The sequence below is a fragment of the Olivibacter sp. SDN3 genome (genome assembly GCF_014334135.1).
Taxonomy (GTDB): Bacteria; Bacteroidota; Bacteroidia; order Sphingobacteriales; family Sphingobacteriaceae; genus Olivibacter.
Map to the genome: position 1 here is coordinate 3,684,825 of NZ_CP060497.1, position 14,294 is coordinate 3,699,118.

Annotated in this window: 9 protein-coding genes; 5 read left to right on the plus strand and 4 right to left on the minus strand. The window is 44.1% G+C overall.

The genetic code is table 11. The features are described 5' to 3' along the window. The first annotated feature begins 343 nt into the window (after window positions 1–343). From H8S90_RS15315 to H8S90_RS15330, 4 genes are read left to right on the plus strand one after another with little or no spacing between them, the layout of a single operon-like run. Window positions 344–514 (plus strand): class IIb bacteriocin, lactobin A/cerein 7B family, encoded by a 171-nt coding sequence (locus H8S90_RS15315; RefSeq protein WP_187338730.1) that lies wholly within the window; start codon window positions 344–346, stop codon window positions 512–514. A gap of 52 nt (window positions 515–566) precedes the next feature. Further along, complete coding sequence (locus H8S90_RS15320) at window positions 567–1,163, plus strand: hypothetical protein (protein ID WP_187338731.1); 597 nt, start codon at window positions 567–569, stop codon at window positions 1,161–1,163. A 49-nt stretch (window positions 1,164–1,212) separates the two neighbouring features. Further along, window positions 1,213–1,395, plus strand: a complete 183-nt coding sequence (locus H8S90_RS15325; protein WP_187338732.1) for a hypothetical protein — start codon at window positions 1,213–1,215, stop codon at window positions 1,393–1,395. After that, entirely contained in the window at window positions 1,392–1,532 is a 141-nt protein-coding gene (locus tag H8S90_RS15330; protein WP_187338733.1) for a hypothetical protein, read from the plus strand. Before H8S90_RS15325 ends, H8S90_RS15330 begins: the two co-directional genes overlap by 4 nt. 93 nt (window positions 1,533–1,625) lie before the next feature. Here the strand turns inward: H8S90_RS15330 and H8S90_RS15335 are convergent, their stop codons facing one another. The 4 genes from H8S90_RS15335 to H8S90_RS15350 all read right to left on the minus strand — a co-directional run bounded on the left by H8S90_RS15335 (window position 1,626) and on the right by H8S90_RS15350 (window position 10,593). After that, a complete protein-coding gene (locus tag H8S90_RS15335) occupies window positions 1,626–4,100 on the minus strand; it encodes a hypothetical protein (protein ID WP_187338734.1) in 2,475 nt (824 codons plus the stop codon). Between the two features lie 40 nt (window positions 4,101–4,140). After that, a complete protein-coding gene (locus H8S90_RS15340; RefSeq protein WP_187338735.1) occupies window positions 4,141–5,835 on the minus strand; it encodes a RagB/SusD family nutrient uptake outer membrane protein in 1,695 nt (564 codons plus the stop codon). A 1-nt stretch (window position 5,836) separates the two neighbouring features. After that, window positions 5,837–8,929: a TonB-dependent receptor gene (locus H8S90_RS15345; RefSeq protein WP_187338736.1), complete on the minus strand. Its 3,093-nt coding sequence runs from the start codon at window positions 8,927–8,929 to the stop codon at window positions 5,837–5,839. Window positions 8,930–9,294: 365 nt separating this feature from the next. Next, window positions 9,295–10,593 carry a hypothetical protein gene (locus H8S90_RS15350; protein ID WP_187338737.1) on the minus strand — a complete coding sequence of 433 codons (1,299 nt, stop codon included), beginning with the start codon at window positions 10,591–10,593 and terminating at the stop codon, window positions 9,295–9,297. Between the two features lie 553 nt (window positions 10,594–11,146). Here H8S90_RS15350 and H8S90_RS15355 point away from each other — a divergent pair. Further along, entirely contained in the window at window positions 11,147–14,287 is a 3,141-nt protein-coding gene (locus H8S90_RS15355; protein ID WP_222852109.1) for a TonB-dependent receptor, read from the plus strand. Window positions 14,288–14,294 lie beyond the last annotated feature (7 nt).

Here is a 14,294-nt window from a genome sequence, read left to right on the forward strand (position 1 = left end):
AAGATTTTGAACGTAAACTTCGAACTTATCTTCGGGAAAAGCCTGTCTAGGTGTTGTTTGGCTTTATATGCTTATGCTTACCTAATTGTCAGAATTCGTTTGCCGCTGTTTAGATCAGCGTTGTTTATCGCCAGTTTACATGCTTTGGGAAATTTTATGGCATTTTTAGATAATGATGTTAATTACTGATAGGTGAGCGTGAAACTTATTTAATATTTAACGATTATTTGATTCAATGCTTTTTTTGTGCAGCGAAGGAAAATAGCTTTGTTATGTTGATCAACAAAAGGCGGATTCCGAAAAGCCTGGAAATAGAGTAGGACACTTTTAAATACTTAAAATTATGAGTACATTAGAATCAAATTTGGAGATGCAAGAGCTTACTGGAAATGAGCTACAGGAAATAAATGGCGGTTTCTTGCCAATTCCCGTAATGTTAGGGATTTGGGGAGTCCAAGCTGCTTTATGCGCAGCAGGAATAGGTGCGTTGGCTACAGTTGCTGCGGCAGAATAAATTTTATGGAGTCGGTTGATGCCGGCTCCCATAATTAAAAAATATATCAGTAATGTTAAGGAATAAAGGTTGTGTCTATTTAGTTATACTACTGATCTTATTCTTGGATCTTTGGAGCACGTATCTTTTCAGTGGTGGCGAGATAAACCGTTCCAATGAACTTCACTTTATTGTGCAGCTTTTTGGAGGGGGATTCAATGACCTAGCCTTGATTTTTGTCTTTGAAGCCATTATACTGATAGCATTAACCTATGCTGCGATGAAACTTTATCAACAAAAGCAAGCATTAACAAAGCATAAACCGGCGCTGAAAATATTGAAAAGAAAACAAAAAATCAATACACTTGACTGGCGGTCGTTCGTACGCATGCTTCCTTTTGTTGTAGCGATGATTTTGGCGGTTCATTTCGTGGCTGCGATTAATAATTTTTTATTGTATATACATTCCCTTGACCCAACGGCAACAAATTTTCCTGGAAAAGTAATAAGGGGTTACGTGAACTTTATTCATCTCGGTAAGCGACTATATTATATATATATGATTATATTTCCTGTAGGATTTTTGTTCTATTACGGTTTTAAACGTTTACTAGGAAGAGGAAATGTACAATTTAATGCTAATGAGAGAGAATCGTTCTATTTTCAGTGAGAATGAAATCAATAAAAATTATTATATTAGCTTATTATAATAAAGTGAGATGAAAGAGAAATTACACAGTCTTTTTACTTCTGACAATATTCTTGTTCGCTGGTTTTTTATTGGAATACTGTATCTCATGCTAATGCTCTTCTACACCGTAGGTAAGCAGGATGGAGCAAAGCTCCGTACACAGGCTATCCATTCTACTAAAGCACCATTCAAAAACAATTTAGTCATATGAAAAAAGCACCCAATATTTTTTCAACGGAGGCTTTCCGTTTTTTTGCACTTACAGCTGTTCTTGCCATATTATTACGGATAATTATGAATGACCCAGAGGGTGTTTTATTCGGTTTCCTGAAATCGTTTGGCTGGTGATTTAATACGTAAATCAGATAAGCATAATATCCAGCTTCATCCCATAAAACCCAGCATCCGCATGAGCTCATGCGGATGCTGGGTCAAAGACGTTTAGTCATATGTTAAATAGGCTGTGGCCTCACAGGCTGCATTTCCCTTAAAACGTATCCATCTTGCCTGAAAAGACGAAGGAAATTCATGACTGAACGTGTCGTTTGGCTTTACGCTGAACGTATCGTATGTTATCCAGTTCCCTTCACCCCCCGGATCCACTTCTACGGTGATGCGCAGTTCCTGATCATGCTTATGCGATAATTGGAGTGTCTTTTTATCATAGAAACCGATCAGGTAAGGATCGCTCGGTTCTCCTGGTTTAATTAGGCTCTGTTTCCACGGACCGCCATGGCCGGTCGGTTTCCCCAGCTGCCACAGATCGTCGATAGTACCTGCCCAAACGGCTGCTTTCTGATCATCTGAAACAAAGATATGTGGGTTTTTGTCATTTGACACTTTAGGAAGATCGATGCCGGTCATCACCAGCAGCCCACGGTATGATGCATAATCGTTAACTTTAAACGGGTGGGACGCTATCGGCCTGATCTTGGCATATCCGTCGGCATTCTCTGCCGGTAGTTCATAAAAGGTGCCGTGGCAATTAAACAGATCACGTTCCGTGGCCACTTCTCTACAAACCCGTAAAGCTCCGTGCTCTGTAAGCCTGGTGAACTGCTCATCGCCAAAAGGTAAGCGCCAGCGTCTACCGTCATCGTCAACTACCAAAACCGAAGCACTGTCCAGCTGCACGGCATCTCTAAAGATGGTCATATTGGAGCGAATCTTTTGTTCGATGGAATCATTGCTGGTTTTTACAAGTTCGAGCTTGTCGTCCAATTCGTAATAGCCGATTTCTTTAGCTACACCATTTTCCATACGTTGTGCCAATAGGCCCAACTTACGTTGGTTGTTGCCCAATGCATAAAGCAAACCACCTGTATTGGTCGATTCTTCACTCAAACCATCAAATATCTCCGAACGCTGATTGCGCTTTTCCGGATTGGCATACACAAAATAAGCACTTGCTTTGGTGGGCTTATCCGTCAGGATACGTAGCCATTCGCCGCTTTCTTGTTTGTCAAAATTATAACTCACAGATGAGTTGGCTTTTACGGTGACGGAATCCAATTTTGTCCATTGGTCAGTTCCTTTTTTATCTACTTCGAAGGTGAAGGTGACCGCATTATTGGCCTCGTTTTTAAGCCACAGGGCCCGCGTGTCCCAACCGGCAAATAAATAAGGATCCGACGGTACATTGGCCTTTACTTCTTCACGTTGCCACACAGCTCCATCTGCCGTGTTTGGTCCTAACGAATCCGGTTCTGTAAGTGCAGTGAACCAGAGATTCGAGTTGGACTGCCCGGGGCCAAGAATGTTTCCCTTGGCTTTTCGCTTATTTAGGAACTCCTTTTCGGCAGAGTCGTCACAACCAAATACTAATTGGTCATTCCAGCGGGTATAATCGCCGATGACTTTCAGATAGGCCGAACGGGGGCGAATGCCAGCTGTTTGGCCAATGTTGAATCGTGCAGGAAATCGCCAAAATAACCCATGCATGGTCATGAGATAATCGGATTGTTCCTGGGTGCCCACATCGCGAATCCGCGGCCATTCCGTATTATAGCCATGTGCGCCATCGTAACTATGGCTAGCCTTTGGCAATCGGAAGAAACGCCATTCCCCGTTTCCGCGCACACCCATTAGAACAGACTTATGATCCCAACCGGTTACCCAGATGGGATCTTCCTCCACATTTTTATTGCCGCGAATGCCTCCCGGACCGGTGACTTCAACAAATTGATTTCTGCGGATCAGCTTCCACGCTTTGCCATCCCATTCGTGAAGGCTTCCCGATGGGGCATCAAAGCGTTTCATGGCCTCCTTCGACAACTCGCCATTGTCACTGTATACCAACACACCTTGCCCACTATAGAGCCCTTTCCCATGGGCCCCAATGAGATTTGCCTCGGGAACTCCCCGCATTTGATCTTTCTTTAAGTTGCCGTCGGCATATAACCATGTTGGTTCCAGCGTCTGTACGTCGACTTCATAAAAGCCTTCCTCCATGGTGGCGTAGTATATTTTTCCTGCCGGGTCGGTGAGGTGCCGGGCATTGCCGGTATGCCTGCCAGGCATTTTATCGTAGGATATGGTACGGACATTACCGCTGGAATCAATGGCATAAGGGCCGATAAATAATTGATTGCTTTCCGGATGTATCATCCGGTTTGCAGGTGTTCCGCCGATGCTTTCTGGATGGGCTGTTTGTATTAACTCGGGTGTGATCTGATACAGTTTGTCTGACGAGCCGAAAGGAAAGTGCTGTCCATAGGAAACAGCCCATAAACTGCCCGCCCAGGGAACCAATGCGCCGGTACCACATTCACCTTCATTATTATACATCGCTAAATGGGGGTAAATACCACTGATTTGTTGAGGTTTATCTATGGCTTGCTTGCCGGTTTGACAGGCTATAAATAAAGGAGCTAAGATCGTAAATGAAGCGCTCGCTGTCTTTCTTAAAAATTTCATATATGCTGTTCGTTTTCTTTTCTGATTTTTTTTCTATAACTTAATAATTGGGATTCTGTTTTAAACCGCTTGTGAGCACTTCGCTGGTAGGTATGGGCCAAAGGTATTGCCTAGAAGCATCAAATTTGCGAATAACAATTTGTTTGATTAATCCGCTGGCTGCCATGGATGAGAAATCGGCAATGCCATTTTCATCAATTGGTGTTACCTGCGGGAAAAACCACAAGCCATTTTTAACAACTTTTTCACGTAGTTCCTCAGGATCTAATAGGCCATAAATCGGCGTGTTAAGTATCTTTTCAGCCAAACGCCAACGGATAAGATCCATATAACGTATCCCTTCAAAGGCAAATTCCATACGTCTTTCCGTACGGATAAGCTGGCGTAAAGCAGTTTGTGCTGTTACTGTTATTGCAGGATAGGAATCCATCTCCGCTGCGGTTACACCGTAGGCACGCGCTCTCACCTGATTAATGGCATCCAATACACTTTGATCGATTTCACCTAACTCGGTTTTGGCTTCTGCATACATGAGCAATACATCCGCATAGCGGATAATGATTTGATCCGGTTCGGCCTGCCAGGAATTTTGCAGCCAGTCTTCATCGACACCTTTCTTCCAAAGCAAGCCTGTATAGGAGGCGAATGGTGCGATAGCGCGATTGTCGCGGTTTTCAACCCCTTGGCTATCTGACGTTCTACGAACCTGCAACGTGTCTGGATGCGGTTGGTAAATAAATCCAATATGTGGCGTGCTGAATTCCACAATGGTCGCTGCACAGCGGGGGTCACGATTTTGGAAAGGCTCCTGCGGATTGTACAAAGATGACTGATCTATGGGGAGTCCATCGCTGCATAAAAATGCATTGAATAAATCCCAGGTGGGCACCATCGCACCGTAGCCTCCGGCTATTCGGGGAATATAATCCTGTAAGCCGCCCAGCGTTACCTGCATAGCCACGGAGCGGGGAAGACCAAAAATCGTTTCAGGTGAATTTTTGGTTCTCGACAAGAACAATTCACTGAAATCGGTGTGCAAGGCGTATTCGCCTAAGTTGATACAGGCTTCGGATGCATCGCTTGCGGTACGCCAATCTTGCATTTGGAGTGCAATGCGGGCTTTCATTGCCAAGGCGGCGCCCACGGTGGCTCTTTTTAATTCATTTGCTCCATAGCTGGTTTTCAGATACCCTGCCGCAAAATCAAAATCCTCATAGATTTTTGTCAATACCAGCTGTGGGTCGGCTTGCTCCATCTGTTGGGCTTCCTCGATTTCCAATGTCTTTTCGGTGTAGATAATATTACCGTAATGAGTGAGTAGTTTGGCATACTGACATGCCCTGATAAAGCGTGCTTCGGCAATAAAGGTATTGATCTGGTCTTCAGTAAGTTCCCCGGATGCCCGGCCGACACTTTCCAAGACGTTATTTGCCCGGGCGATACATTTGTAGGCATTCAACCACCAATCATTGACGAAGTCCGTTTGGCCATTTATTGTTGCACCTATTATCGCATTGACTGATTCACGATAGATAAAGTCATCGGTCCATGAATTATCGTCAGCTGGCCAGAAAACATGTTTATATAATCCGTTAAGCGACATATTTATTTCCTCCACGGTAGCATTCCAGGTCTCACTGGAGCCCTGGGAAAGCGGATTCAAGTCTAATTTGCTGCAAGAACTGAGTAACAATCCCACAGTTATGAAGCCGTATATTTTTCGTTTTATCATCATATTAAAATTTTAGAGATGCACCAAATAAGAAAGTTGAGGTAATGGGGTAACCTAGGCTCGTCATTTCGGGATCCCAACCTTTTGGGAAATTATGAATGCTGAGCAAATCATTAACGGTCGTATAAAGCCTTAACCCCTTTATATGGATTTTTTCCACGAGACGGGTCGGCAGGTTATAACCCACTGTTACATTTTTTAAACGGAAGTAACCACCATTGATCAGCCAGAAATCCGACAAGGCATAGTTATTACCGATAGATGTGTAACTGTAGCGGGGGTATCTGACAGATAGGTTTTCCTCTGGACTTTGGTAAGCGCTCCAACTGTTGCCGTCCAATATTTCCGGAAAATTGCCCCAGTTTTCCAATAGCGGACTAACCATGTGTGAACCGAGCCGTGCGTTTTGTTTGCCAACGCCTTGTATTGTCAATGATAGATCCCAGCTTTTGTAACCGAGATTGATGGTTCCGCCATACATCAACCGCGGTAAAGATCCTCCGAGTAATACGCGGTCATAGTCGGGCGAGATTATACCATCGGGAACGCCATTCGGGCCGCTGATATCGCGATAGCGAACGTCGCCGGGACGTACATTGTTATTCAGCCTGGCCGAATTATCGACTTCCTCCTGGGTTTGGTAGATTCCGTCCGACAAGTAGCCGTACCACTCGTTAAATTCACTTCCCTGGATGTTGATCTGGTCGCCAATAAACTCGGTCCCTCCCAGATCGCCCATCTTGGATTTGAAATCAGATAAGTTGAAGCTTAAGCCATAGCGTAGATCGCCGACTTGGTCATTCCAACCTATTTGGAATTCCCACCCACTGGTATACATCTTGCCGGTATTCTGATAGGGGTTGTCAAATCCTACGTAGTCGGGTATCTCCAGCTCCAACAACATGTCCTTAGTGGTTTTCTTATAATAATCCCCAACGAAAGTCAGTTTATTATGAAAAAAATTGAGGTCTATGCCGATGTCTACCGATGAGGTTGTTTCCCAACTAATATCGCGGATAGCATATTGCCATTGTGCAGCTGATTGCCCGGCGACGATGGCATTCCCCTGATAGAAGAGGGATTCATTTTCAAAAGTCAAGATACGCTGGTAAGGGTAATTACCAATACGTTCGTTCCCCAAAGTCCCATATGATGCACGTAATTTGAGGAAAGATAGTATGCCTGTCCCATCCTTTAAAAATGACTCCTCGGATACCACCCAGCCTGCAGATACCGATGGGAAAGATCCCCAGCGGTAGTTGGGCGCAAATCGGGAAGAGGCATCAAAGCGTACATTTGCTTGTAAAAGGTATTTATTTTTGTAATTATAATTTACGCGGCCGAACCAGGAGCGGTACGCATTTTCAACGGCTCCGCCACTATTATCGCGTAAATGCAAAGGACCAACGTCCAGGTATGGATAACCGCTAACTGTGTATTGGCCTCTTGAAGCACCTAGTGTTTCATCGAAGGCATAGAAATATTCATAACCTGCCAAGAGATCGAGGTTATGCTCACCGATTTGTTTATTATAATTTGCTAAGAACTGAACCGTATAGCGATGGCTGTCATTGCGCGTCTCTGCCAATTTTGTTTCCGCAGCGCCGTCCATATATCCCGCGATAATTCCGGGTTCTGCAAAAGAACTATAAGGTATTTGACGGTTAAATTGCTTACCCTTATCGAAATTAAGAAACGGAGAGAAAACCCCGGTTAATTTCAGTCCATCTACGGGTGTGAAATCGAGACTGATTTTTCCACCGACCTGGTTATACCAGTTATTATTGAAGCCCCCATCCTTTGTTAGCCCATAGATATTAGCACCGTCTTTTCCTGCTCCCAACCTCCCGTCGGCCCAAAGTGCAGCGTAAACAGGAGGAGAAATGCCCAGTCGATACATCGGATCGGTAATGGCATCTTCATCGATGGTTCGCCGGTAATTCAAATCTATTGCAGCGTTAAGATATTTACTTATCGTAAAATCATTATTGATACGGGCCGTAACGCGGTCATAATTCCGGTTATCGTAAAAGGCTTCATTATGGTCATACACCAAAGAAGCACGCGTTCGAACAAGTTTACTGGCGCCGTAGAGCGACAAGATGTGACTTTGTCTCGGCGCATATCTATTGAGCGTCAAACCGCGCCAATCAGTATTTGGATATAAATCCGGGTTTTCTGCATGTAACTGATCGTAATTGTCAATGATATCTTTCGGATAAGTGGGGTATTGGTTGTCATTGTTTCCATTATCGTTCCAACGTAATTCGTTGGTCATCTCCATAAAGCGTTTGGCGCCTACAGTAGCCGGATACCTGGTGGCTCGTTCCAGGCCATATTCAAAGGAATAATCCAGTCCAATTTGACCTTCTTTCGCTCTTTTTGTTGTAATCAGAATGACTCCAGACGCCGCTCGCGATCCATAAATCGACGCCGAGGCGGCATCTTTCAATACCGAAATGTTCTCAATATCATTTGGATTTACCGTGTTGATATCGTCTATCGGAACGCCATCGAGAATATACAGCGGGTTCATCCCGCCTTCGGTTATCGTGGTAATCCCGCGTATGCGGATAGTCGCTGCCGAACCTGGTGCATTACCTGACCGCGTAACCATAACGCCGGGTACAGCGCCCTGGAGGGCCTGGGATACCTGGGTGGTTTTTCTGGATATAATTTCGTCGCCCTGAACAGAAGAAACCGCGCCGGTGAGGTCTTTTTTGTTGATGGTGCCGTAACCAACCACCACCACTTCGTCTAAAACGGCATCATCTGGAGAAAGAATGATGGAAACGCTCGTTTGCCTGCCAACCTGTACTTCTTGTGCTTTAAAGCCTACATAACTCACGGTCAACGTTGCGTTTTGAGGTACTCTTAAGGCGAAATTACCAAGTGTATCCGTCTTGGTTCCTATTTTGGTAGTGGTAGTCGAGCCTTGCTTAACATAGATGGAAACACCCGGTAAGGGCTCTTTTTGTGCGTTGACCACCTGACCGCTGATCGATATTTCCTCTTGAGCATATACTGCATAATTTTCAAAACTTAATAAAATGGCTAAGAGAAAAATAAACTTCGGGATGAAAATGTTCTTTATCATAAATTTTAGGTTTGTTATTGAATTCCAGTATTTAGGGTCTTATTGGTAAGCAGTAAAATACGGTTACGTAACTAATGTCCTCTTTCCGGGAAATAGCGTTTCTTCATTTACGACGGTAAAAATATCGCCTTTGGATCGCTTCACTCGGAAAGTCCTTGTTCAAAACTTTGCCAATATTTTTGACAATTTAAATGGCTGTTAAACAGGTTTTTGTGTGTTTTTGTAGATGAGTTTGGATAAGGAGATTCCGGGGGGTGATCATTTTTATAAACGCAAGTTGCTTCATGCGCCTGTTAAATAGCAGCGTTTGAATATAACAATAGGAGTATTGTCAAGTCATGTAAACTGTTTCACTGGACTTTACTTCAGGGAATAAACTGCTGCTTGGTGTTCAGGTCTCGCAGCACTGGTTTATCGAACGTGCCGACACCGGCAAACGTGAATTTAATGCCCATTACTTTCCCAATTGGACGTTTATACGAGCTTTGCATCACGAGGGAATCATTCACAAAAAGGGCCACGTCTTTATGTGCAACCTTTAACGTTAATTTTCCACCTTCACTGAGGTCATGCCCTAACTGCCTTAAATCGTCTTTGCTTCCCTGTCTGAAATTTTCAGAAAATTTGCAATAAGACCAGGCGACACATGCTGGTTTAATTAGCCTGAGGTAGTGGTAATCGTGTTCTCCTAAGATGGTGATATCAAACTGAGAGCAACGTACGCCTGCTCGTTCTGAAGATGTGCTGACATTCGTATAGAGTTCAAAATGGTCTCCAGCTATCTCACTTGGTTTTACGTAGGCATAGGTAAGGAAAAAGGTACGATTGGTATCAACACCCGCATGGAAAATATCTTCCATACCTACTTGGAGCTTTTTAGTGTCTGTGCTAAAGTTTTTTAAAACCGGATAAACACGTGTCGTGTCGTACGCGATTTCTGCAATGGAAGACCAGCCCTCCGATTGCAGGTAAACCGCGGTGGTATCAATAGCTGTACCACGATGTGATAAAATAGCAAAATACCTACCGGGCATCTCGTAATAATGATTTATTAAGGTATCGTTAAAATTTAGTGTCCGTTTACCATCTCCGAAATTGATCGAAAAATCAGCTAAATTCTCCTTGTCGATTACTTTGTTTAATTTGAAAATGGCAGAATGGGGAGTTTTTCCCTCTGGATTGACACAAATTAACTTGACGTTCGGAAGCTTTTGGGTTTTTAAATGAACGAACCAGGCAAGTGATAAAGCAAGTAAAGTCAAGCCCATAAGAATGGCGTAAGACCTAATTCGTTTTTTTGTGCTCGTTAGTTGATTTGTCGGTGCGGTCGTCAGATCAGCACGCCTGGTTAGTACCTCTTGTACGCTTATTAACTCAAATTCATACCAATCGCGATAGCCAATGAATTGGGCCAGCGCGTCACGGGTAGCTTTTTGTGGATAATAACGCGCGGAGGTCTTCAGTTTACCAAAAATGCGCTTTAATGTATTTTCACTGATGGCTACTTTCGTTTGACGATATAACAACGCACTGAGCTTAACGTAGTCGCCATTCTTCCATTCGGAGATCTCAGGCCTGCCTATCTTGTCAGCAATTTGTTGACAACAAATATCTAATTGCTTAAAAATATCTGATTTTTCTTTTTGTTCAAAAGGATTCTCCATTGGTCATATAACTGGTCGTCAACCCAAACACATCTTCCGGAGCAAAAATATTTATTTAAGGGCAATTACAACGAATTGTTTATAAAAATACGTACCCGTTTCCAATAAAGTTGGGTTTTAGTCTTTGGAGAGGGAGAGTGTACGCTAAAGGTTAATTTAAGCAGCCTTTAGGTGATCCTTTTTTCGGTTGTATTGAATCGTTAAGCTTGGCATCAAAAGACGCTAAAATTAAAAATACCTATAATTTATTACTAAAATAGGTATGTTTTATTCCTATTAATTATTGATTTTCTATTTTACTTTTGCTGCATATTAAATCTACTAAAACAGTAGACATAATGTTTTTTATAAGATGACAGCAAATAATTACCACAGAAACGGAAGACTTTTAGACGATTACCTCTTATCAATGAACCACCATAACGCGATACGAGAGTGGGAGATATCGTGCTGTTCCCGAAAGTATTGTTGCTGATGGTAAATCCCCATTAGCGCTGATCTTATTTGCGCTCATCGCTCCAAAATATTTCTTAAAATTATTTATTTCTACTATATGCTGGATTTTCAGCCTACCGCTATGACCCGTATTGCTATTATCAACAGACTTTCCACCATTCGTGTATATGGTCTCCTCTTATTTTTATGTGCCGGAACGGCCTTCCTGCCTACTTCGGCGAGTCGTGCGCAACAAACACAACCATTGGTTAATTCTACGCTCCAGGGCGTTGTTAAGGACGCCAAAACCGGGGAAGTATTAACGGGTGCTACGGTGTCCATCCAGGGTACTACGCATAAAGCGAGCACGGATGAACAGGGCAGCTTTCAGTTTGTTACCGGACAGCAGTTTCCCTATACATTGATCATTAATTATATAGGCTATGAGCCACTGGAACTGGTTGTGGATAAAAGTCCCGTAACGATCCTGCTCGAGCCGAACCTGAACCAGTTGGAAGATGTAGTGGTAGTGGGTTACGGCACTCAGAAAAGAGCCGATCTAACGGGGTCGGTATCATCTATCGGTGCCGAGGCAATACAGGAGAGCCCTGCAGCCTCTTTTGATCAGGCCATAAGGGGTAGGGCCTCAGGTGTGCAGGTAACGAGCACATCCAATCAACCTGGCGGAGCAACCAGCATTCGCATTCGCGGAAGCAATTCGGTCAATACGGGAAGCGAGCCGCTTTACGTCATTGATGGTTTTCCGGTATACAATGATAATGAAGGTAGTAGTGCCGGAGCAACCGTAGGCCCGGCAACAAACGCTTTATCCCTGATCAATCCAGAGGATATTGTGTCTATGGAAGTACTGAAGGATGCTTCGGCATCGGCAATTTATGGGTCAAGGGGAGCAAATGGTGTAATCCTGATTACCACAAAGCAGGGACAGGCGGGTAGGAATAAATTTCAGTTTAACAGCTATTATGCGTCTCAACGGGTTAGAAAGAAACTCGATCTACTGGATGCAACTGAATTTGCCCAACTGGTGAACGACGCAAATGGCAACGATATTTATTCGCCCGAAGAGATTGCTTCTTTTGGTGCAGGTACAGATTGGCAGGATGAAATTTTTCAGACGGCACCAATGCAGAACTATCAGCTGGGCGCATCGGGCGGAGATGAAAAAACAAAGTATGCCTTATCCCTAAATTACTTTAATCAACAGGGAATCATCGTTAATTCTGGTTTTAAACGGTATGCCGCTCGTTTTAACCTGGAAAGGAAGGCTACAGATAAACTCACTTTCGGCTTGCACCTAACGAGTAGCCGCTCGGATGCCAATCAGGCATTGAGCGCTACGAGTGGTGGCGAAGGAACCATTGGCGTGGTACAGTCGGCATTGGCATTCTCGCCCATATTGCCGGTATATCAGGCCAACGGCAGTTATGTACTGGAGAACGATCGTGGTATTCCGATGGGTAATCCTGTTGCCACGGCACGGGAGTTGACTAACCAAACGCGGAGTTACCGTACCTTGGGTAACCTTTTTGCGGAATACGAGATTATTGAAGGGTTGCGCTTCAAAACTTCTATTGGAGCTGACGTTTTGAACAACAAAGAGAACTATTATGCGCCACGCACAACCTTGGCCGGCTATAGCGTGCAGGGTTTGGGAAGAGTTGGAACGCTAAGCTCTTATTCCATATTGAATGAAAATACGCTCAGTTACCAGCGTCGTTTTGGTGAGCACCAAATGGATGTATTGGCGGGATTTACAGCGCAAAAATTTGAAAGGGAACTGGTACTGGCATCAGCTTCGGGTTTCGTGAACGACCTGTTGGGGCCCGATAATCTGGGTGCAGGTTCCCTGATCAATGCACCTACTACCAATATCAATAACTGGAGCTTGCTCTCATGGATCGGCAGGGCAAACTATAGTTACCGCGATAAGCTGCTGTTAACGCTTACTGGACGTATCGATGGTTCGTCGAAGTTCGGAGTGAATAGCCGTTATGGTTTTTTCCCTTCGGGCGCGCTGGCCTATAAACTCAGTGAAGAAGATTTTATTAAAAACTTAAATACGTTTAGTGAACTGAAGATTCGCACGAGTTATGGCCGCACAGGTAATCAGGAAATAGATAGTTACCAATCGCTGGCACGTTTGGGGTCTATGAGTTATGTCATTGGTGATAATGTGGTAAGGGGATTTTCGCCCGATAATATAGCTAACCCAGACCTAAAATGGGAATCTACTGCACAATTTGATGTGGGATTGGATGCCGGATTTCTGGACGGACGGATTAATGTAACGGCAGATCTGTATTACAAAAAGACGAAAGACATGTTACTTTGGGTAAATGTGCCATGGTCTAGCGGCTTCAGTTCGGCGCTGCAGAATATTGGTAGTATGGAGAATAGAGGACTGGAGTTGGCCTTGCAGGCGAATATTATCGACCGGACATTTAAGTGGTCTGCGAATGCGAATATCGCTTTCAATCAAAATAAGGTTACAGATCTCGGTCCTATCAGTGAAATCCTGACAGGCGAAATCAATGGCTACCTGAAGCTGAATGATCCCATTGTCATTCGCCCGGGTCAGGCGCTTAATAGCTTTTATGGTTATGTAAGCCAGGGAATCTTCCAGTTGGGTGACGATATTGAAAACAGTCCTCAGCCCAATGCCGCTCCGGGTGATCGGAAATATGCAGATAGCAATGGTGATGGCATACTGGATGCACGTGATCGCACCTTTCTTGGCTCGGCACAGCCAAAACACTTCGGTGGAATGACACACCATTTTTCCTATAAGAACCTCGACCTGGGGTTATTTTTCAACTGGGTTTACGGAAACAAGATATTAAACAGCACACGTACGGAGCTGGATCTCCCTACAGGGCAGAAAAATAGTGCAGCAAGGGTGGTGGATCGCTGGACACCTGAAAATCCGAGCAACACTATCCCTAGAGCAGATCTGAGCCGGGCATTCCTTTTCTCCGATGCGCAGCTGGAAGATGGTTCTTATCTACGGCTCGGAACCGCTACACTAGGTTATACCTTCGGTAAAGACCTGTTCAGCAATACATCGATTGAGCAACTGCGTATTTATGTATCTGCGCTGAATCTCTGGACCTGGACCAACTATACGGGATATGATCCAGAGGTGAATCAGAGTGGGCAAGATAATATCCTACGTGGTATCGACTCCGATGCCTATCCAAGCACGAAAAGCTGGTTGTTTGGCCTAACGTTAAATTTTTAGAAAAGAA